The following is a 20,064-nucleotide window of genomic DNA, read 5'->3' on the forward strand; positions in this document are numbered from 1 at the left end:
ATCAGGCTCCTTGAGCATTGGGCGGGGTCTCTGCGGCCGGGCTTGTCTCGGTCTCAGCGGCGGACTGCCCGCCCTTGTCACCTCGCCAGGCAGCGCGCAGCGCCTCGTGCCACCGAGGTCGCTTGCGCTCCGGCACGTGGTCCACGCCGCCGGGCGACCACGGATTGCACCGCAGAATGCGCCAGGCGGTCAGGGCGGTGCCTTTGACGGCACCGTGCCGGTCGATCGCCGTATATCCATAGTGGGAACACGACGGGTAGTACCGGCAGACGGGCCCCAGAAGTGGGCTGATCGTCCACTGGTACAGCTTGATCAGGGCCAGCAGCGGGTACTTCATCGCGCGCCCCCTCCCAGTAGCCGCGCGAGGGCGGCATCCAGGTCTCGGGCCAGCTGTGCATGGTCTGCATCGCCCGCACCGGGCAATGCCCGTACGACCACCAGGCTACCGGGGGGCAACTGGGGCAGCCGTTCGCGCATGAGATGGCGAAGCCTGCGCTTCACCAGATTGCGAACGACAGCCACGCCGACGGCCTTGCTGACAACGAAACCCGCACGCGTCGGGGGAGCGCTCTCCCCAGGCGCATGCGGGTCCGTTGTACCGCTGCGTAGATGGACGACGAGGAGCGGGCGGCCGGCCCGGCGTCCTCGGCGAACCGCGGTCGCGAAGTCCTCGCGCCGCCTCAGCCGATTCTCGGTAGGCAGCACGTCATGACCTTTAGCTGTTTACGCGGACAGGCTCGCGCGACCCTTGCCACGGCGGTTCGCGAGAATCGCGCGGCCGGCGCGGGTACGCATCCGCAGGCGGAAGCCGTGGGTCTTGGCGCGGCGACGGTTGTTCGGCTGGAAGGTGCGCTTGCTCACTCGGGGGCTCCAGAAATGATTCGTTGGCGGCGGGACATCGCCTGGCTGTCACCGTGCGCCCACGAGTAGCTCGCGTATACGCCCGTGTGCACCGCTTCACGATCACAGATCGTGATCTTTGCCCATCGGAGGCAGGCGGCAGCAGCCATCGACAACTCGACCTGGTTACGGTACGCGCGGCTACGCCATCCGGTCAAACCGGCGTCTTGCCGGGCCCCGGTATGCACAGGCTGTGGACAACAACTTGAACCACGTCAGTGGGCCCGACTACCGTGGCTGAACTCCGAATCTTTTCCCGATGTGTCCTTGCCTGTCTGTCTATGCCATCCCATCCCGTCCCGAGAACCACACATTCGTGGGACCTGCGAGAGAGCGTGCCCTGTGGCTGACGTACCTGCCGATCTTGCCGCAGTGTGGCCACGAGTGCTGGAGCATCTCCTCGGAGAGGGGCAGCAGGGCATCGAGCCCAAGGACAAGCAGTGGATCGAGCGCTGCCAGCCGCTCGCACTGGTGGCCGACACCGCGTTGCTCGCCGTCCCCAACGAATGGGGCAAGCGCGTTCTGGAGGGCCGGCTCGCCCCGCTGATCAGCGAGACGCTGAGCCGGGAGTGCGGCCGCACCATCCGCATCGCGATCACCGTCGACGACTCGGTCGGCGAGCCCGCGCCGCCCGCCCCGCCGCAGCAGCAGTCCTCCCAGCAGCCCCGCTACCAGGACGACCCCTACGGCAGGCCCGCCGACGACGGCCTGCCCACCGCGCGCCCCGCCTACCCCGGCGAGTACCAGCAGCGCCCCGAGCCCGGCGCCTGGCCGCGTGCCCAGGAGGACCTCTGGCAGCAGCCCCGCCTCGGCGGCTTCCAGGACCGCGACTCCTCGGGCGAGCAGTGGCGCGAGCCCTATGGCGGTGCCCGCCCGCAGCAGCCCCAGCACGACTACCGCTCGCCCCAGCTGCCCGAGCGCGGTCAGTACGAGCAGGACCACAACCCGTACGACCAGGGCCGGGGCTCCTACGAGCAGCCCAAGCCGCAGCCGTACGAGCAGCAGCGGCACGACCGGTCCGAGCGGCGTGAGCTGCCGGACGGGCAGCCTCCGCAGCGCGGCGGCTCCGGCCACCTCGCGCCGTCACCGTCCGGCCAGGCGCCCGCACAGGGCGGTCCGGGCGAGCCGCACGCGCGGCTGAACCCGAAGTACCTCTTCGACACCTTCGTCATCGGCTCGTCGAACCGGTTCGCGCACGCCGCGGCCGTCGCGGTCGCCGAGGCGCCGGCGAAGGCGTACAACCCCCTCTTCATCTATGGGGAGTCGGGCCTCGGCAAGACGCACCTGCTGCACGCGATCGGGCACTACGCGCGCAGCCTCTATCCCGGCACCCGGGTGCGGTACGTGAGCTCGGAGGAGTTCACCAACGAGTTCATCAACTCGATCCGCGACGGCAAGGGCGACACCTTCCGCAAGCGCTACCGCGATGTCGACATCCTTCTGGTGGACGACATCCAGTTCCTGGCGAGCAAGGAGTCGACGCAGGAGGAGTTCTTCCACACCTTCAACACGCTCCACAACGCCAACAAGCAGATCGTGCTGTCCTCCGACCGGCCGCCCAAGCAGCTGATGACCCTGGAGGACCGGCTGCGCAACCGCTTCGAGTGGGGACTGACCACCGATGTGCAGCCGCCCGAGCTGGAGACGCGCATCGCGATCCTCCGCAAGAAGGCGGTGCAGGAGCAGCTCAACGCCCCGCCGGAGGTGCTGGAGTTCATCGCGTCCCGGATCTCGCGGAACATCCGTGAGCTGGAGGGCGCGCTGATCCGGGTGACCGCGTTCGCCTCGCTGAACCGGCAGCCGGTGGACCTGGGGCTCACCGAGATCGTCCTGAAGGACCTGATCCCCGGTGGTGAGGACGCGGCGCCGGAGATCACCGCGAGCGCCATCATGGCGGCGACCGCCGACTACTTCGGCCTGACGGTGGAGGACCTCTGCGGATCCTCGCGCAGCCGGGTCCTGGTGACGGCCCGCCAGATCGCCATGTATCTGTGCCGCGAACTCACCGACCTCTCGCTGCCCAAGATCGGGGCCCAGTTCGGCGGCCGCGACCACACGACGGTGATGCACGCCGACCGCAAGATCCGCGCGCTGATGGCGGAGCGCCGCTCCATCTACAACCAGGTGACCGAGCTCACCAACCGCATCAAGAACGGCTGACGCGGCCGGCACGGACACCTCGAAGGGCGCCCAGGGATCCATTCTCCGGGCGCCCTTCGGCGTTCGCGGCCCCCGATCCGGGCTTGTGGAGACCCTCCTGAGGGCCCTGGGAGGGCTCCGCGGGGCCCCGGAATACGTGCGTACGACGGTGAGGGACGCGTGTGTACGACTTCGTCGGAGGCCCGAGTGTTCGAATACCGGCTGGTCAGAGGCGGTTCTCCACAGATCTGGGAACTTTCTTCCGTCCACACCCTGGGGACTGGGAAGTTGTCCAGATTGCTTCCACAGGCGCGACGGCTGATACTCCATCACCCCAGGTCAAAAGCCTGTGGATTTGTGGGCATCGCTGCTCCACAGCTTGTGGACGAATCCTCTGTCCACAGCCTGTGGGCGAAGTTGTCCACCGGCGGCCCACAGCTCTTGATCCGTTGTCCCCAGCTTCTCCACAGCCCTGTCCACTGTTCGGCAACGAAACACCCGGGGTCACCGGGGCGAGTGAAAGCCGTCACACGAAGGGGACGGGTTGGGCTGTGGGGAACCGGGGTAAAGCTGGGGACAGGGCTGGGGAGAACTACCCCTCTCCTGTGCACGGGATGTGCAGAACTTTCGGGCGTCCACAGAAACCCCGAGTTGTCCACCGGCTCCGCCCACAGGGGCAGTGGACAAAAAAGCGGGTGTGACCTGCGCAAACGGGGTTATCCACGGTTTCCACAGCCCCTACTACTACTCCCACATAGAGTTAGCTCGGAATCCGCTTCGAAGTGGGCCCTGTGCACAACTGGCCGTTGGAGCTCCCGACGCCGCTCGACGCGACTTGACCCCGACTCGCACCGACTGTCAGCGGCGTACGTCAGACTGGTCCCCGGCGATACAGCCGACGACGAAAGCCAGCAGGGCGAGCCAGCAACAGCAGGAGGCGGTTCCGGTGAAGATCCGGGTGGAGCGCGATGTACTCGCGGAGGCGGTGGCCTGGGTGGCCCGCAGCCTCCCGGCCCGTCCGCCCGCGCCCGTACTCGCGGGCCTTCTTCTGAAGGCGGAGGACGGCGCGCTCAGCTTCTCCAGCTTCGACTACGAGGTCTCGGCGCGGGTCTCGGTCGACGCCGAGGTCGACGAGGACGGCACGGTGCTCGTCTCCGGCCGCCTGCTCGCCGACATCTGCCGCGCCCTGCCCAACCGGCCGGTGGAGATTTCCACAGACGGTGTACGGGCGACGGTGGTCTGCGGCTCCTCCCGCTTCACCCTCCACACCCTTCCGGTGGAGGAGTACCCGGCGCTGCCGCAGATGCCGACCGCCACGGGCACCGTCCCCGGTGAGGTCTTCGCCTCCGCCGCCGCCCAGGTCGCCATCGCGGCCGGCCGCGACGACACGCTGCCCGTGCTGACCGGTGTGCGCATCGAGATCGAGGGCGACACCGTCACCCTCGCCTCCACCGACCGCTACCGCTTCGCGGTCCGCGAGTTCCTGTGGAAGCCGGAGAACCCGGACGCCTCCGCGGTCGCCCTGGTCCCCGCCAAGACGCTCCTGGACACCGCCAAGGCGCTCACGAGCGGCGACACGGTCACCCTGGCGCTGTCGGGCTCCGGCGCCGGCGAGGGCCTGATCGGCTTCGAGGGCGCGGGCCGCCGCACGACCACACGTCTTCTCGAGGGCGACCTGCCCAAGTACCGGACTCTTTTCCCCACCGAGTTCAACTCGGTAGCGGTGATCGAGACCGCGCCGTTCGTCGAGGCCGTCAAGCGCGTGTCCCTGGTGGCCGAGCGCAACACCCCGGTGCGGCTCAGCTTCGAGCAGGGCGTCCTCATCCTGGAGGCCGGTTCCAGCGACGACGCACAGGCTGTGGAAAGGGTCGACGCCAACCTGGAGGGCGACGACATCTCGATCGCCTTCAACCCGACCTTCCTGCTCGACGGCCTGAGCGCCATCGACTCGCCGGTCGCCCAGCTGGCCTTCACCACCTCGACCAAGCCGGCGCTGCTCAGCGGCAAGCCCGCCCTGGACGCGGAGGCGGACGACGCCTACAAGTACCTGATCATGCCGGTGCGCCTCTCCGGCTGAGTGGCTTGAGGACGTACGCCCCGGGCACCCGGGGCGTACGTCTGAGCGGCTGACCCCGCAGGTGTGTACCAGGGTCCCGGCGTAGGCTCGGACGCGGGTACGAAACGCCACAACGTCAAAGGATCATGTGATGGAGCTCGGTCTCGTCGGCCTCGGCAAGATGGGCGGCAACATGCGCGAGCGCATCTGCCGCGCAGGCCACACCGTCATCGGTTACGACCGCAACCCGGACGTCGCTGATGTCCACAGCCTCAAGGAGCTTGTGGACAGTCTCAAGGGCCCGCGCGTGGTGTGGGTGATGGTCCCGGCCGGTGCCGCGACGCAGTCCACGATCGATGAGCTCGGCGAGCTCCTGTCCCCCGGCGACGTCGTCGTGGACGGCGGCAACTCCCGCTGGACGGACGACGAGAAGCACGCCGTCGAGCTGGGCATCAAGGACATCGGCTTCGTCGACTGCGGTGTCTCCGGCGGTGTCTGGGGCCTGGAGAACGGCTACGCGCTGATGTACGGCGGCACCGCCGAGAACATCGCGAAGGTCCAGCCGATCTTCGACGCGCTGAAGCCCGAGGGTGACTTCGGCGCGGTGCACGCGGGCAAGGTCGGCGCCGGCCACTTCTCGAAGATGGTCCACAACGGCATCGAGTACGCCATGATGCAGGCCTACGCCGAGGGCTGGGAGCTCCTGGAGAAGGTCGACTCCGTCACCGACGTCCGCGAGGTGTTCCGCAGCTGGCAGGAGGGCACGGTCATCCGTTCCTGGCTGCTCGACCTCGCGGTCAACGCCCTGGACGACGACGAGCACCTCGACAAGCTCAAGGGCTTCGCGCAGGACTCCGGCGAGGGCCGGTGGACGGTGGAGGCGGCCATCGACAACGCCGTGCCGCTGCCCGCGATCACCGCGTCGCTGTTCGCCCGTTTCGCGTCCCGTCAGGACGACTCCCCGCAGATGAAGATGATCGCCGCGCTGCGCAACCAGTTCGGCGGCCACGCGGTCGAGTCCAAGTAGCTGTAAAGAGCAGTAGGTAAGCCGGGGGAGGTCGGCGACACCATGCACGTCACGCATCTCTCGCTGGCCGACTTCCGCTCGTACGCCCGGGTCGAGGTTCCGCTCGACCCGGGCGTCACCGCTTTCGTGGGCGCCAACGGCCAGGGCAAGACCAATCTGGTCGAGGCCGTCGGCTATCTCGCCTCGCTGGGCAGCCACCGCGTCTCGTCGGACGCGCCGCTGGTGCGCATGGGCGCCGAGCGGGCCGTGATCCGCGCGGCCGTCACCCAGGGCGAGCGCTCCCAGCTGATCGAGCTGGAGCTCAACCCGGGCCGCGCCAACCGGGCCCGTATCAACAGGTCCTCGCAGGTCAGGCCCCGCGATGTGCTGGGGATCGTGCGGACCGTGCTGTTCGCGCCCGAGGACCTGGCGCTGGTCAAGGGCGACCCGGGCGAGCGGCGCCGGTTCCTCGACGAGCTGATCACCGCGCGCTCGCCCCGGATGGCGGCCGTGCGGTCCGACTACGAGCGCGTCCTCAAGCAGCGCAACACCCTCCTGAAGTCCGCCGCGATGGCCCGCCGGCACGGCGGCCGGGGCATGGACCTGTCGACGCTCGACGTATGGGACCAGCACCTCGCCCAGGCCGGCGCCGAGCTCCTCGCCCAGCGCCTCGACCTGATCTCCGCACTGCAGCCGCTCGCCGACAAGGCGTACGAGCAACTCGCCCCGGGCGGCGGCCCGTTGGCCCTGGAGTACAAGCCGTCGGCGCCCGGCACCGGGCACACCCGAGAGGAGCTGTACGACCAGCTCATCGCGGCCTTCGCGGACGTACGCAAGCAGGAGATCGAGCGCGGGGTGACGCTCGCCGGCCCGCACCGCGACGATCTGCTGCTGCGCCTGGGCCAGCTGCCCGCCAAGGGCTACGCGAGCCACGGCGAGTCCTGGTCGTACGCGCTCGCGCTGCGGCTCGCCTCGTACGACCTGCTGCGGGCCGAGGGCAACGAGCCGGTCCTGGTACTCGACGACGTCTTCGCGGAGCTGGACGCCAAGCGGCGCGACCGCCTCGCGGAACTGGTCGCTCCGGGCGAGCAGGTCCTGGTGACGGCCGCGGTGGACGACGACGTGCCGGGGATCCTCGCGGGCGCCCGGTACGAGGTCGCGGCGGGCGAGGTGGCACGGGTATGAGCGAGGCACCCCAAGGGGCCGAGCAGCCGAAGGTTCCCGAGGCCTCCGGCATCGATCTGGCGCGGGTCGCGCTGCGCACGGCCAGGGAGCAGGCCAGGGCGCGCGGCGAGGCCGCGCAGCAGCGGCATCAGGCACGCAGGGGCGGCGGCCTGCGCTCCGGGGCCCGCGCGGACGGCCGCGATCCGCTGCCGCTCGGCGCCGCCATCAACCGGCTGATCAGCGAGAGCGGCTGGGAGACGCCGACGGCGGTGGCCGGGGTGCTCGGCCGCTGGCCGGAGATTGTCGGCGAGGAACTCGCCAACCACACCGTGCCGGGTCCGTACGACAAGGAGGACAAGGTCCTCGTCGTGCGCTGCGACTCGACGTCCTGGGCGACCCAGCTGCGGCTGCTCGCGCCGCAACTGGTGGCGCGCATCAACGCCGACCTCGGCCACGGCACGGTCCGGCTGATCAAGGTGTACGGCCCGAGCGGCCCGCCGCAGCGCTACGGCAAGCTGCGCGCCCCGGGGAGCACCGGCCCCGGCGACACCTACGGCTGAGACGGCCTCCACACGGCGGCCTCCGCGCGGCAGCCTCCGCGCGGCAGCCTCCGCGCGGCGGGCTCCGCGTACGACCTCTGGTGGCCGGCCGCTGGGCATCGCCGGGAGGCTCGTCCCGCCACGCACGTTCCACACATCGGCCCGCGCGGAGACCTCCGCGCGGGCCCTTCCCGCACCCCCTGTGACGTGCGAAAAAGGGGTGCGGGAGGGCTCCGGGGGCCGGTGGGGAGCATGAGGTGTCCCTCACCGTAGTCGGAGGTTGACAGGCCGAAGCGCTGAATGCCCGTGTGAGGCTCTTGGGGCCCCTCCCCGGATATGGGGAGTCGGAAGGCGCCCGCCCAGGGCGGCACATGCGGACTCAGGTACCGGCAAACCCCCATTCATGTCGGCGCTACCGGTAGACTGGTCCCTAATCCCGCCGTCCTCGCGGGACCCACCGAAAGACGCGGCCGGACGCTTGCCCCCGGGGCAACGCCCGGCGCGACCATCGCTGAACGACGCAGCCGCCCTTGGCCTGTACAGGGGAAGGCTTGTGCTGTGCCAGAAAGGGCGCTTCGTGGCCGATTCCGGCAACCCCAACGAGAACACCCCGTCCACTGCCGTCGGCGAGAACGGCGAGGTCACCGCCTCGTACGACGCCAGCGCGATTACCGTCCTCGAAGGTCTGGACGCGGTCCGCAAGCGACCCGGCATGTACATCGGCTCGACCGGTGAGCGTGGTCTTCATCACCTCGTGTACGAGGTCGTCGACAACTCCGTCGACGAGGCTCTGGCCGGACACGCGGACACGATCGACGTCACCATCCTCGCGGACGGCGGCGTACGGGTGATCGACAACGGCCGTGGCATCCCCGTGGGCATCATCCCCTCCGAGGGGAAGCCCGCCGTCGAGGTCGTCCTCACCGTCCTGCACGCGGGCGGCAAGTTCGGCGGCGGCGGTTACGCCGTCTCCGGCGGTCTGCACGGTGTCGGTGTGTCCGTCGTGAACGCCCTGTCCTCCAAGGTCGCGGTCGAGGTCCGGACGGAGGGCTACCGCTGGACCCAGGACTACAAGCTCGGCGTCCCGACGGCGCCCCTCGCCCAGAACGAAGCCGTCTCGGAGACCGGCACCTCGGTCACCTTCTGGGCCGACGGCGACATCTTCGAGACCACCGAGTACTCCTTCGAGACGCTGTCGCGGCGCTTCCAGGAGATGGCCTTCCTCAACAAGGGCCTGACCCTGACGCTCACCGACGAGCGCGAGTCGGCGAAGGCGGTCTCGGGCGCGGACTCCGCGGAGGAGGGCGAGGAGCAGCAGCCCCTCTCGGTCACCTACTTCTACGAGGGCGGCATCGTCGACTTCGTGAAGTACCTCAACTCGCGCAAGGGCGAGCTGATCCACCCGACCGTGATCGACATCGAGGCCGAGGACAAGGAGCGACTCCTCTCGGCCGAGATCGCGATGCAGTGGAACTCTCAGTACAGCGAGGGCGTTTACTCCTTTGCGAACACCATCCACACGCATGAGGGGGGTACGCATGAGGAGGGATTCCGCGCCGCGCTCACGGGCCTGGTCAACCGGTACGCCCGGGACAAGAAGCTGCTGCGCGAGAAGGACGACAACCTCTCGGGCGAGGATATCCGCGAGGGTCTGACGGCGATCATCTCCGTCAAGCTGGGCGAGCCGCAGTTCGAGGGTCAGACCAAGACCAAGCTGGGCAACACCGAGGCGAAGACGTTCGTCCAGAAGGTGGTGCACGAGCACCTCACCGACTGGTTCGACCGCAACCCCGTCGAGGCCGCGGACATCATCCGCAAGTCCATCCAGGCGCAGACGGCCCGTGTCGCCGCCCGCAAGGCGCGTGACCTGACCCGCCGCAAGGGGCTGCTCGAGTCGGCGTCGCTGCCCGGCAAGCTCTCGGACTGCCAGTCCAACGACCCCACCAAGTGCGAGATCTTCATCGTCGAGGGTGACTCCGCCGGTGGTTCGGCGAAGTCCGGCCGCAACCCGATGTACCAGGCGATCCTGCCCATCCGAGGCAAGATCCTGAACGTCGAGAAGGCGCGGATCGACAAGATCCTGCAGAACACCGAGGTCCAGGCGCTGATCTCGGCGTTCGGTACCGGGGTCCACGAGGACTTCGACATCGAGAAGCTCCGCTATCACAAGATCATCCTGATGGCGGACGCCGACGTCGACGGCCAGCACATCAACACCCTGCTGCTGACCTTCCTGTTCCGCTTCATGCGGCCGCTGGTCGAGGCCGGGCACGTGTATCTGTCGCGCCCGCCGCTCTACAAGATCAAGTGGGGCCGGGACGACTTCGAGTACGCGTACTCGGACCGTGAGCGCGACGCGCTCGTGGAGCTCGGCAAGCAGAACGGCAAGCGGATCCGTGAGGACTCGATCCAGCGCTTCAAGGGTCTTGGCGAGATGAACGCCGAGGAGCTGCGCGTCACGACCATGGACGTCGAGCACCGCGTGCTCGGCCAGGTCACCCTGGACGACGCGGCCCAGGCCGACGACCTGTTCTCGGTGCTGATGGGTGAGGACGTCGAGGCCCGGCGCTCCTTCATCCAGCGCAACGCGCGGGACGTCCGCTTCCTCGACATCTGACTCGGTCTGTCGCTGACCGCTTCGAAAGGACTTGAGAACCAGCAATGGCCGACGAGAACACTCCCACGACCACTGACGCCGCCGAGGAAGGCCCTGTTCTGCGGATCGAGCCCGTCGGGCTCGAGACGGAGATGCAGCGCTCCTACCTCGACTACGCGATGTCCGTCATCGTCTCGCGTGCGCTGCCGGACGTACGGGACGGCCTGAAGCCCGTCCACCGCCGCGTCCTGTACGCCATGTACGACGGCGGATACCGGCCCGAGAAGGGCTTCTACAAGTGTGCCCGCGTCGTCGGTGACGTCATGGGTACCTACCACCCGCACGGCGACTCCTCGATCTACGACGCCCTGGTGCGCCTCGCCCAGCACTGGTCGATGCGCATGCCGCTGGTGGACTCCAACGGCAACTTCGGTTCCCCGGGCAACGACCCGGCTGCCGCCATGCGGTACACCGAGTGCAAGCTGATGCCGCTGGCCATGGAGATGGTCCGGGACATCGACGAGGAGACCGTCGACTTCACGGACAACTACGACGGCCGCAACCAGGAGCCGACGGTCCTGCCGGCGCGCTTCCCGAACCTGCTGGTCAACGGCTCGGCCGGCATCGCGGTCGGCATGGCGACCAACATCCCGCCGCACAACCTGCGCGAGGTCGCCGAGGGCGCCCAGTGGTACCTGGCGAACCCGGAGGCCTCGCACGAGGAGCTCCTCGACGCGCTGATGGAGCGCATCAAGGGCCCCGACTTCCCCACCGGCGCGCTGGTCGTGGGCCGCAAGGGCATCGAGGAGGCGTACCGCACCGGCCGTGGCTCCATCACGATGCGCGCGGTCGTCGCGGTCGAGGAGATCCAGAACCGCCAGTGCCTGGTGGTCACCGAGCTGCCGTACCAGACCAACCCCGACAACCTCGCGCAGAAGATCGCCGACCTGGTCAAGGACGGCAAGGTCGGCGGCATCGCGGACGTCCGCGACGAGACCAGCTCGCGTACCGGCCAGCGCCTGGTGATCGTCCTGAAGCGGGACGCGGTCGCCAAGGTCGTCCTGAACAACCTGTACAAGCACACCGATCTCCAGACCAACTTCGGCGCCAACATGCTGGCGCTGGTCGACGGCGTGCCGCGCACGCTCTCGATCGACGCGTTCATCCGCCACTGGGTGACGCACCAGATCGAGGTCATCGTCCGGCGTACGAAGTTCCGGCTGCGCAAGGCCGAGGAGCGGGCCCACATCCTGCGCGGCCTGCTCAAGGCGCTCGACGCGATCGACGAGGTCATCGCGCTGATCCGGCGCAGCGACACGGTCGACGTGGCGCGCGAGGGCCTGATGGGCCTGCTGTCCATCGACGAGATCCAGGCCAACGCCATCCTCGAGATGCAGCTGCGCCGGCTCGCCGCCCTGGAGCGCCAGAAGATCGTCGCCGAGCACGACGAGCTCCAGGCGAAGATCAACGAGTACAACGCGATCCTGGCCTCGCCCGAGAAGCAGCGCGGGATCGTCAGCGACGAACTGGCCGCGATCGTCGACAAGTTCGGCGACGACCGCCGCTCGGCCCTGGTGCCGTTCGACGGCGACATGTCCATCGAGGACCTGATCGCCGAAGAGGACATCGTCGTCACCATCACCAACGGTGGTTACGTCAAGCGCACCAAGACCGAGGACTACCGCTCGCAGAAGCGCGGCGGCAAGGGCGTGCGGGGCACCAAGCTGAAGCAGGACGACATCGTCGACCACTTCTTCGTCTCCACCACGCACCACTGGCTGCTGTTCTTCACCAACAAGGGCCGGGTCTACCGGGCCAAGGCCTACGAGCTGCCGGACGCCGGGCGCGACGCGCGCGGCCAGCACGTCGCCAACCTGCTGGCCTTCCAGCCGGACGAGAAGATCGCCCAGATCCTCGCGATCCGCGACTACGACGCGGCGCCCTATCTGATCCTGGCCACGAAGGCCGGCCTGGTGAAGAAGACGTCGCTCAAGGACTACGACTCGCCCCGTTCGGGTGGTGTCATCGCCATCAATCTGCGCGAGACCGCGGACGGCGGCGACGACGAACTGATCGGCGCGGAGCTGGTGTCGGCCGATGACGATCTGCTCCTCGTCAGCAAGAAGGCGCAGTCCATCCGGTTCACGGCGACCGACGACGCGCTGCGCCCCATGGGCCGCGCCACGTCCGGCGTCAAGGGCATGAGTTTCCGCGAGGGAGACGAACTGCTCTCGATGAATGTCGTCCGGCCCGGTACGTTCGTCTTCACCGCAACCGATGGCGGGTACGCGAAGCGCACCCCCGTCGACGAGTACCGCGTCCAGGGTCGCGGCGGCCTCGGTATCAAGGCCGCCAAGATCGTGGAGGACCGCGGCTCGCTGGTCGGCGCGCTGGTGGTCGAGGAAACGGACGAAATCCTCGCCATCACTCTCGGCGGCGGTGTGATTCGTACGCGAGTCAACGAGGTCAGGGAGACGGGCCGTGACACCATGGGCGTCCAACTGATCAACCTGGGCAAGCGCGATGCCGTGGTCGGCATCGCCCGTAACGCCGAGGCGGGCAGCGAGGCCGTAGAGGTCGACGGGGCCGACGACGCCGAGGGCGCTACTGCCGAGGCTGCTGCCGAGGGCGTCCAGCCTTCGGCCGGGGAGCACGAGGAGTAAAGCGTGAGTGGAGCCACGGGCGCCGGAGCGGCCGCTTCCGGAGCAAACGGTGCCCGTGGCCCTGCCGCGGACTCCCAGGGGGTAACGGTGACGGAAACCCGGGGCCCACAGGGCCGCGCGGAGTATGAGAGCGGGGCTCTGCCCGGCGAGCGCGAGAAGCCGGCGCACGGCGGTCAGCAGCCCTACCACCCGCCGCAGGCCTATCCGGCGCCGCAGCGCGGCGCCGAGGGCGTGCGCCGCCCGCGCACCGGGGCACGCACCATGCCCCGTACGCGCAAGGCGCGGCTGCGGGTGGCCAAGGCCGACCCGTGGTCGGTCATGAAGGTCAGCTTCCTGCTGTCCATCGCCCTTGGCATCTGCACGGTCATCGCGGCCGCGGTGCTGTGGATGGTCATGGATGCCATGGGCGTGTTCTCCACGGTCGGCGGCACGATCAGCGAGGCCACCGGCTCGAACGAGTCCAACGGCTTCGACCTGCAGTCGTTCCTGTCGCTGCCGCGGGTGCTGCTCTTCACGTCGATCATCGCCGTGATCGACGTGGTGCTCGCCACGGCGCTCGCGACGCTGGGGGCGTTCATCTACAACCTCTCGGCGGGCTTCGTGGGCGGTATCGAGCTCACGCTCGCCGAGGACGAGTAGCCGCAGTTCACAGCTGCTCGGCTATCGATTTTGGGACTGGCCGTCCCGTGCGCTAATCTTCAGAGGTCGGCGCGCGGGACATCCCGCAAGACGCGGCGGGGCTATAGCTCAGTTGGTTAGAGCGCATCCCTGATAAGGATGAGGCCACAGGTTCAAATCCTGTTAGCCCCACAGTGACGAAGACCCCCGAGGCGAAAGCCCGGGGGTCTTCGGCGTTTCCGGGGTCGCGGGGTGTCGCGTCGATGGGAGGCCGTGGAGAGGCAGGCCCCTGGGGGCCGAAGCGGCCGGGGGTCGGGGCGTCCGCGACGCGGCGATGCTCCCGAGAAGGCTTCCGGGGATCCGGGATTCCGGGCCTCTTGGCTTCGGGGCTTCCGTGTCTCCGGGCCTCGGGACTTCCGGACTTCCGGGCTTCCGGACCTTCGGGCTTCGGGGCTTTGGGGTCCCCGGCCTTCCGGGCTGCGGGACTTCCGTGTCTCCGGGCCTCCGGGCCTCTGGACCTCCGGGCCTCTGGACCTCCGGGCCTCTGGACCTCCGGGCCTCCGGACCTCCGGGCTTCCGTTTCTGCGGGGATCCGGACCTCCGCATCTCCGGGCAGCCCCCGGGCGCTTCCGAATCGCATTAGGGCTTATGGGATTTCGTGGGTGGCCCGCGTCTCGGGACACCGAAGAGCCCGGCAACTCGGGGGAGTTGCCGGGCTCGCAGCTCGGGCAGAGCGGGGGTGGGTCAGGGGGAAGGGGCCTCGGCCGGGTCTTCCGTGGGGGTCTGTGCGGCGCCGTCGTCGCCCTGCGCCTGGTCATCGCCCGCGTCACGGACGTCGGCGCGGTGCCGGGAGGACGGCGAGGAGCCGTGGGCCTCGGCGCGGATGCGCTGCTTCATCGTGGGGGGCAGGGCCGAGGCGGCGGGCAGGGCCCATTGCACGCTCGGCGCAACGGGGGTGGCCGGTTCGCTGCGGTTGTACGTCGTGTCGTGCTGCGGTACGGAAGCCGTGGGGGCGGCGGCCGCGGCCTGGCCGGCCAGGCCGAGCGAGGCGAGGAGGGCGACCAGCGCGCCGATGAGTGCGGTCCACCAGGTCGTGATCTTGGTCGTAGCCATGATTTCCTCGCTTCTTCCGTAAGCAGTACATGCTGTTGGGTTGCCCGAATTGCGTTGTATCCGATGATGTGTGGGGGGCTCGGGCTGAGCGGGGAGCGACGCACCGTATCGGCGGATCTTCCGATGAACTACACACGGATGGAGCATCACCGATTGATATCGATCGGTGTGTATAGTCGGGCGGCAGAGGTCCCTTACGTCAAGGAAAGACGAGGTCGCGCGGTGAAGAAGCTCCTCCTGGTCGCACTGGCCGCCATCGGCGGGCTCCTCGTGTACCGCCAGATCCAGGCGGATCGCGCCGAGCAGGATCTGTGGACGGAGGCGACCGACTCCGTGCCCGCAGGTTCGGGTGTGTGAGACCGAAAGACCCGGTTGCGAAGCCCCGGCCACTGAGGTGGCCGGGGCTTCGTGCTGTCCCGGGGCGGTCCCGGGACCCGGCGAGTTCACGTGAGCGAATAGTTGACTTGCGAGGGCAAAGGTGGGGCGGGGCGAGTGAGGACGAGGCGCGGCAGGTCGAGGGCGACCGCACTAGGGATCGGAGCGGCGGGCGCCGCGCTGGGTGCGCTCCTGGCGGCGCCGGGCCCCGCGCAGGCGGCCGGGGCGTACCCTTCGTACCGGTTTCCCGACGGCGTCCAGGATGTGGTGGGGGGCGCCCGGAACACCGAGGGGCCGGTGCTGAAGGCCGACGCCGCCTATAGATCGGTCATCAAGCCCGGTGGCAAGCTCTATTTTCAGCTGGTTCTGGACGGGGTGAAGGACGCCTACGCGTCGGCGGTGGCGCTGCCGGGGCCGGCGGGCGCGAAGCTCGCCTACGGCGACTCCATCAAGGTGTCGATCCAGGACGCGGACGGCGACGACTGCGACTCCCAGCGGCGTTCGATCGGCTCGGCGCAGTATCCGCACCCCATCGCCGCCTCCGCCTACCGCGCACTGCGCAAGAGCCTGTCGACCTGTCAGGGACCGGGCACCTACTACATGGTGGTCGAGCGCGAGAGCGACCCGTCCTCCACGCCTTCCGACTGGGGGCTCGATCTGCGCTACACGACCGAGCCCACCCGCAGCGGGACCGGGCCGAGCACCGCGCCCTCCGGCTGGCCCTCCGCGTCGCCGGCCCCGCCCACGGGCCCTGCGCGCCAGGTCCACGGCGGCACCGGATTCCACGACGCGGCCGCGGTGTCCCCGGGGCAGTGGAGGGATGCCATCCGGCCCGGCGAGACCCTCTTCTTCCGCGTGCCGCTCGACTGGGGACAGCAACTCTTCGCCGCCGGAGGTTTGGGAAGCCTGGCCGCTACTAAGGACGGCTACGTCGGCACCGCGCTCTCCCTCCAGCTCTACAACCCCGTCCTCGGCCTGGTCACCGGAGCGTCGGCGCCGTACGACGGACGGCAGAAGGAGGCGGCGCTCGAACCGCTCGCGCCGGTCGCCTACGAGAACCGCTACGCGCCCTCGGACGACACCTCGGCGCTGCGGGTCAACGGGTCCTACTACCTGGCGGTGTCGCTCAGCCCCGAGGTCGGGCGGACCTTCGGGAACGCGCCGTACGATCTGACGCTGCGTCTGACGGTAAAGGGGACAGCGCAGTCCGGGCCGGCCTACGCGGGACCGGCGCCCGACTTCGGTGCGGCCGGATCGGGCGAGGGCGGATCCTCCGCGCGCGAGAGCTCGATGAAACTGCTCGCCGCCCTCGGAATCGGTACGGGCACGGTCCTGGTGACGGGGCTCGGGGTGTGGACGCTGGTGGCCCGCCGGCGCGCGGCCGCAACCGGGCCCGGGTCACAGGGCTTCGGGCCGCCCGGTACTTGGTAGCCGGGCCCTCAGGTCTGGATCAGCGCCCAGATCCCCACGGCGAAACACACCAGTGCCACCAGGAGCACCGGGACGGCGACCTTCGGGGGCGGCCCCGGGCGAGGCGTCGGCACGGATGGCACCGATGGCGGCGGCGGCACGGATGACGGCCCCGACGGTACGGACGGCCCCGACGGCAGGGATGAAGCCGATGGCGCCGGTGGCGCGAGGTTCCCGAACGAGGCTCCCTGGAAGGGAACTTGGGGCGACGCGGCCGCATTGGGGTACGGCGCGGTGTACGGGGCGGTGGCGGGGGTGGGCGGCGTCCGCTCGTACGGCGGCGGCAGATGTGCGGGTGCGGCCGGTGCCTGAGTGGGCGGGGTGGGCGCGTGCTGCGGGACCGCGGGCAGGGCGCCGCCGCCCGAGCCGGTCCCCGCACCGGAATCGTTGGCGGGACCGAAGCCGGTGGGTGACGGGCCCACGGCCGCCTGGCCCGAGGACCCCTGGCCCGAGGCCCCCTCACCCGATGCCCCCTGGACCGATCCGCGCCGGTCCGCCTCCCACCCTGTGGGCGCCCACGCTCCCGAGGCCCATTCTCCCGAGGCCCACGCTCCCGACCCCCACGGGCCGGAGTCCGACGCATCCGGGGCGCGGGCGGGCCCCTGGGCCGGCTGCTCGGGGCCGTGTTCGGCGAAGCCGGGGGGCAGCGGGCCGATCTGGTCGAAGACCTCGACGGGTTCCTCGTCCGGGTCCTGCTCCGGAAGCAGTTCGACCGCCGAGGCCAGCGCCTTGCGCGCCCCCGTAGCCGTGCGGAACCTGTTCTGCGGGTTGGGCTGGAGGAGCCCCGCGAGGACCTGCCAGAGGGGCTCGGGGATGCCCTGCGGTGCGCTCGGGGTGCCGTGGGCGGCGAAGTACTCCACGAGGGCCCGCGCGTCCGGTTTGCTGCCCTCCAGGAGGTACAGGGCGACCAGGCCGACGGCGAACAGGTCGGCGGGGAAGTCGGGTTCGGCGCCCATCATCTGCTCGGGGGCGAAGTAACCGGGCGTCCCCACCACGTAGTTGGTCTCGGTCAGGCGCGGCTCGTCCTTGCGCAGGGATATGCCGAAGTCGGAGAGGCGCAGATGGGGCCGCCCGCTTCCGGTGGCCTCCATGAGGATGTTGGCCGGTTTGATGTCCCGGTGGACGACGCCCTCGGCGTGGACCGCGGCCAGGCCGGCGAGCAGCTGGTCGAGCAGGGTGCAGACGAAGCGGGGTGGCAACGGCCCGTAGTCGCCGATGAGATGGGCCAGCGAGCCGCCGCTGACCAGGTCCATGGTGAACAGGACCTTGTCGTCGTCGGCGGCCCAGCTGGCGGGCGCGAGCACATGCGGATGGTCGATCCTGAGGGCCTGCTCGCGGACGAACCGCAACAGGGTGTGGGCGTCGCTCTGCTGGAGCACCTTCGCGGCCACGTAGCGGCGTCTGCGCCGGTCCCAGGCGCGCCAGACGGCTCCGGCCCCGCCCCGTCCGACCGGATCGACCAGCTCGTACCGACCGGCGAAGACCTCGCCCACCCGACGCCCCTCCCAGGATCGATCGGCCCGTTGTCAGCTCTGGTGCGCCTCGTAGTGCGAGACCGCCTCCGCGGTCCGCCCCGCGCCGTACACCCGGAGGAACTCTGCCAGTTCGGGGTGGGCGGGGGCGAGGGTGTCGGCGGCGTCGATGATGTCGCCCGCGGCCGCCACGGAACGCAGCAGCGACTGGATCTCGCGCACCACCCGGCGCACCGTCGGGGCACCCGAACTGGACGTCGTCTGGCCGGTGTTGGTCAGCACCGAGCCTCCTTGCGACTTCTTGATCTCTTCCATGCGGTCGGTGGCCTCCACGGCGCTCACGCTGCCGTCGGCGACCTGTCCGGCCAGGTCCTGCAGGGCCTGGACCCGTTGCACCACGGCCGGGTTGCCGATCTTGGCGCGCTGTCCGCTCATCAGCTGCGACAACATGGGCGCCGAGAGTCCGAGAACAGCGGCGAGCCGGGCCTGGTTGAGCCCGAGGTCGTCTATCAGCCGGCGGAAGAGCGCCCCCAGCGGCTCCCCGTACCAGCTCCGCTGAAGCTCTCTGGCTCTGGCGGTCGCTTCCTGCTGTGCTGCGTCCATTGCGCGTCTCCCCATCGCTTCCCCATTGAGGCCGCTTCACGGGTGCGAACCTCGTCGAGCATCTTACGGAGAGTGGTCGTTCACCGGGAGTCCCAATCCTTTTGCGAGATCCCCCGTTCCACCCGGTACTCTGGTCCCGCAACACCTCATCCGGGGCCTTAGCTCAGTTGGTAGAGCGCTGCCTTTGCAAGGCAGATGTCAGGAGTTCGAATCTCCTAGGCTCCACAGCATCAGACCCCCCTGACCAGCGAAAACGCGGTCAGGGGGGTCTTTTTCTCGCTCTGCTTCTCCGTGCTGGTGACGCCTCGGCACTGGAGACCGTCGGCCCCCAGCAGTACGCCGTCGTACCGGCGGACCTCCTCGCTCGTGTCGCCGCCGCCCATGGCAGTCCCGCGGCGGCAGTGCTCTCGCCGTATGTGACGGCATCGGGAGGAGTCCGGCCTCCGGCCGCGTGACGGCACCGCGAGGAGTTCCTCCCCCGGCCGCGTCGACCGTCGGCCAAGGGCCGGCTCCCGGCGGCCGGATCACGCCGGACATGCCGGACGCCCGGCGGCCTCTCGGGCCGCCGGGCGTCCACCGGTCGTGCCGGTCAGTGCCGTTCGTCGCCGTCCGCGGCCTCCGCCTCCGCTTCGGCCTGCTTGGCCTGGACCTCGGGGTCGAGGGCCTCGGCGCTGCCGTCCACCGAGCTGAGCGGCGCACGGTCGACGACCTCGGTCGGCTCGGGGGGCTCGACCAGCCAGTCCGGGTTGGCCTGCTTGTCCCACCACCGCCACGCGGCGAACGCCCCGCCCGCGACGATGCCCAGAATCAGGAAGCCCTTGCCGGCCCGGGCGGCCTTGGCCCGGCGCCGGTGCTTGCGCGCCAGCTTCTCGATCTCCTTCGTCGTCACCTGGCCGCGCAGCGCCGCGAGCGCCGCGGCGGAGCGCGCCATGGCCTCCTCGCGCAGCGGCTGCGCGGCGGCGACCGCCTGCTCCACGCGCGGGGCGGCGTAGTCCGCGGCCTGGCGCGCGGCCCGGCGCGACTGCCTGGCCGCCTGGTGGGCCACCTCGTCCACCCTCGGCGGGACGCGCGGCGCCACATGGGCGTCGTACTGGTGCCGGGCCTGGCTCCGGGCCTGGACCGCCGCCTTGGCCACCTTCGGAGCCACGCGTACGCGCGCCTCCTGGGCGTAGTGCTGGGCATACTGTGCGGCCTGCTGCTTGGCCGAGTCGGCGTAGGGCGCCACCACTTCCGCGGCGTGCAGCACGCTCTCCTTCGCCGATCCGGTTGCGGCGCGCACGCTCTCCATGCGGGTCACGTGATCCTCCTCCTTGGTGGCGGTTCGGTATGTCGCCTTTCCACCCATCTCGA

At 69.8% G+C, this 20,064-nt stretch carries 17 protein-coding genes and 2 tRNA genes; 12 read left to right on the top strand and 7 right to left on the bottom strand.

Annotation, left to right across the window (positions count from 1 at the left end; translation table 11 throughout):
- Position 1: 1 nt before the first annotated feature.
- The 3 genes from yidD to rpmH are packed head-to-tail and all read right to left on the bottom strand — an operon-like array spanning position 2 to position 861.
- Positions 2-337: a membrane protein insertion efficiency factor YidD gene (yidD, locus tag ACFYZA_RS21370; protein WP_382583177.1), complete on the bottom strand. Its 336-nt coding sequence runs from the start codon at positions 335-337 to the stop codon at positions 2-4.
- Positions 334-705 carry a ribonuclease P protein component gene (gene rnpA / locus ACFYZA_RS21375; protein WP_100575618.1) on the bottom strand — a complete coding sequence of 124 codons (372 nt, stop codon included), beginning with the start codon at positions 703-705 and terminating at the stop codon, positions 334-336. Before rnpA ends, yidD begins: the two co-directional genes overlap by 4 nt.
- A gap of 18 nt (positions 706-723) precedes the next feature.
- Positions 724-861, bottom strand: coding sequence for a 50S ribosomal protein L34 (gene rpmH, locus ACFYZA_RS21380; RefSeq protein ID WP_006381191.1), 138 nt, complete (start codon positions 859-861; stop codon positions 724-726).
- 381 nt (positions 862-1,242) lie between these two features.
- Between rpmH and dnaA the strand changes: the two genes are divergently transcribed.
- The 9 genes from dnaA (at position 1,243) to ACFYZA_RS21425 (ending at position 13,873) form a co-directional block, all read left to right on the top strand.
- A complete protein-coding gene (gene dnaA, locus ACFYZA_RS21385) occupies positions 1,243-3,060 on the top strand; it encodes a chromosomal replication initiator protein DnaA (protein WP_388492147.1) in 1,818 nt (605 codons plus the stop codon).
- A 925-nt stretch (positions 3,061-3,985) separates the two neighbouring features.
- On the top strand, positions 3,986-5,116 hold the full coding sequence (gene dnaN / locus ACFYZA_RS21390) for a DNA polymerase III subunit beta (RefSeq protein ID WP_382583186.1): 1,131 nt from the start codon (positions 3,986-3,988) through the stop codon (positions 5,114-5,116).
- Between the two features lie 130 nt (positions 5,117-5,246).
- Positions 5,247-6,122 carry a phosphogluconate dehydrogenase (NAD(+)-dependent, decarboxylating) gene (gnd, locus tag ACFYZA_RS21395; protein WP_388492149.1) on the top strand — a complete coding sequence of 292 codons (876 nt, stop codon included), beginning with the start codon at positions 5,247-5,249 and terminating at the stop codon, positions 6,120-6,122.
- A 42-nt stretch (positions 6,123-6,164) separates the two neighbouring features.
- Complete coding sequence (gene recF / locus ACFYZA_RS21400; protein WP_388492150.1) at positions 6,165-7,286, top strand: DNA replication/repair protein RecF; 1,122 nt, start codon at positions 6,165-6,167, stop codon at positions 7,284-7,286.
- A complete protein-coding gene (locus ACFYZA_RS21405; RefSeq protein ID WP_382583193.1) occupies positions 7,283-7,825 on the top strand; it encodes a DUF721 domain-containing protein in 543 nt (180 codons plus the stop codon). The genes recF and ACFYZA_RS21405 overlap by 4 nt, the downstream gene beginning before the upstream one ends.
- Positions 7,826-8,357: 532 nt before the next feature.
- The gene (gyrB, locus tag ACFYZA_RS21410) at positions 8,358-10,421 is read left to right on the top strand and encodes a DNA topoisomerase (ATP-hydrolyzing) subunit B (protein WP_382583196.1); all 2,064 of its coding nucleotides are present in this window, start codon (positions 8,358-8,360) and stop codon (positions 10,419-10,421) included.
- 44 nt (positions 10,422-10,465) lie between these two features.
- The gene (gene gyrA / locus ACFYZA_RS21415) at positions 10,466-13,063 is read left to right on the top strand and encodes a DNA gyrase subunit A (RefSeq protein ID WP_382583199.1); all 2,598 of its coding nucleotides are present in this window, start codon (positions 10,466-10,468) and stop codon (positions 13,061-13,063) included.
- Between the two features lie 87 nt (positions 13,064-13,150).
- Entirely contained in the window at positions 13,151-13,702 is a 552-nt protein-coding gene (locus tag ACFYZA_RS21420; RefSeq protein WP_382583201.1) for a DUF3566 domain-containing protein, read from the top strand.
- 97 nt (positions 13,703-13,799) lie between these two features.
- A tRNA-Ile gene (locus ACFYZA_RS21425) sits at positions 13,800-13,873 on the top strand.
- A gap of 552 nt (positions 13,874-14,425) precedes the next feature.
- Here the strand turns inward: ACFYZA_RS21425 and ACFYZA_RS21430 are convergent.
- Positions 14,426-14,794: a DUF6344 domain-containing protein gene (locus ACFYZA_RS21430; RefSeq protein ID WP_388492151.1), complete on the bottom strand. Its 369-nt coding sequence runs from the start codon at positions 14,792-14,794 to the stop codon at positions 14,426-14,428.
- A 222-nt stretch (positions 14,795-15,016) separates the two neighbouring features.
- On the opposite strand from ACFYZA_RS21430, the gene ACFYZA_RS21435 reads away from it, so the two are divergent.
- Positions 15,017-15,151: a DLW-39 family protein gene (locus ACFYZA_RS21435; protein ID WP_003958712.1), complete on the top strand. Its 135-nt coding sequence runs from the start codon at positions 15,017-15,019 to the stop codon at positions 15,149-15,151.
- Between the two features lie 315 nt (positions 15,152-15,466).
- On the top strand, positions 15,467-16,600 hold the full coding sequence (locus tag ACFYZA_RS21440) for a hypothetical protein (protein WP_388492153.1): 1,134 nt from the start codon (positions 15,467-15,469) through the stop codon (positions 16,598-16,600).
- Positions 16,601-16,608: 8 nt separating this feature from the next.
- On the opposite strand, the gene ACFYZA_RS21445 is transcribed toward ACFYZA_RS21440, so the two are convergent.
- Positions 16,609-18,132, bottom strand: a complete 1,524-nt coding sequence (locus tag ACFYZA_RS21445; protein ID WP_388492154.1) for a protein kinase — start codon at positions 18,130-18,132, stop codon at positions 16,609-16,611.
- 33 nt (positions 18,133-18,165) lie between these two features.
- Positions 18,166-18,714 carry a DNA-binding protein gene (locus ACFYZA_RS21450; protein WP_100575598.1) on the bottom strand — a complete coding sequence of 183 codons (549 nt, stop codon included), beginning with the start codon at positions 18,712-18,714 and terminating at the stop codon, positions 18,166-18,168.
- A gap of 152 nt (positions 18,715-18,866) precedes the next feature.
- On the opposite strand from ACFYZA_RS21450, the gene ACFYZA_RS21455 reads away from it, so the two are divergent.
- Positions 18,867-18,939 (top strand) — tRNA-Ala (locus tag ACFYZA_RS21455).
- A 364-nt stretch (positions 18,940-19,303) separates the two neighbouring features.
- Here the strand turns inward: ACFYZA_RS21455 and ACFYZA_RS21460 are convergent.
- A complete protein-coding gene (locus ACFYZA_RS21460) occupies positions 19,304-20,011 on the bottom strand; it encodes a DUF5324 family protein (protein ID WP_382583280.1) in 708 nt (235 codons plus the stop codon).
- Positions 20,012-20,064: the final 53 nt, after the last annotated feature.

Origin of the sequence: Streptomyces sp. NPDC001828, assembly GCF_042892175.1 — a bacterium.
Classification (GTDB): domain Bacteria; phylum Actinomycetota; class Actinomycetes; order Streptomycetales; family Streptomycetaceae; genus Streptomyces.

Bases quoted from the DNA above. Each gene is read 5' to 3' on its own strand.
- yidD (WP_382583177.1), bottom strand. From the start codon at position 337: ATGAAGTACCCGCTGCTGGCCCTGATCAAGCTGTACCAGTGGACGATC.
- gnd (WP_388492149.1), top strand. From the start codon at position 5,247: ATGGAGCTCGGTCTCGTCGGCCTCGGCAAGATGGGCGGCAACATGCGC.
- recF (WP_388492150.1), top strand. From the start codon at position 6,165: ATGCACGTCACGCATCTCTCGCTGGCCGACTTCCGCTCGTACGCCCGG.
- ACFYZA_RS21405 (WP_382583193.1), top strand. From the start codon at position 7,283: ATGAGCGAGGCACCCCAAGGGGCCGAGCAGCCGAAGGTTCCCGAGGCC.
- gyrA (WP_382583199.1), top strand. From the start codon at position 10,466: ATGGCCGACGAGAACACTCCCACGACCACTGACGCCGCCGAGGAAGGC.
- ACFYZA_RS21430 (WP_388492151.1), bottom strand. From the start codon at position 14,794: ATGGCTACGACCAAGATCACGACCTGGTGGACCGCACTCATCGGCGCG.
- ACFYZA_RS21450 (WP_100575598.1), bottom strand. From the start codon at position 18,714: ATGGACGCAGCACAGCAGGAAGCGACCGCCAGAGCCAGAGAGCTTCAG.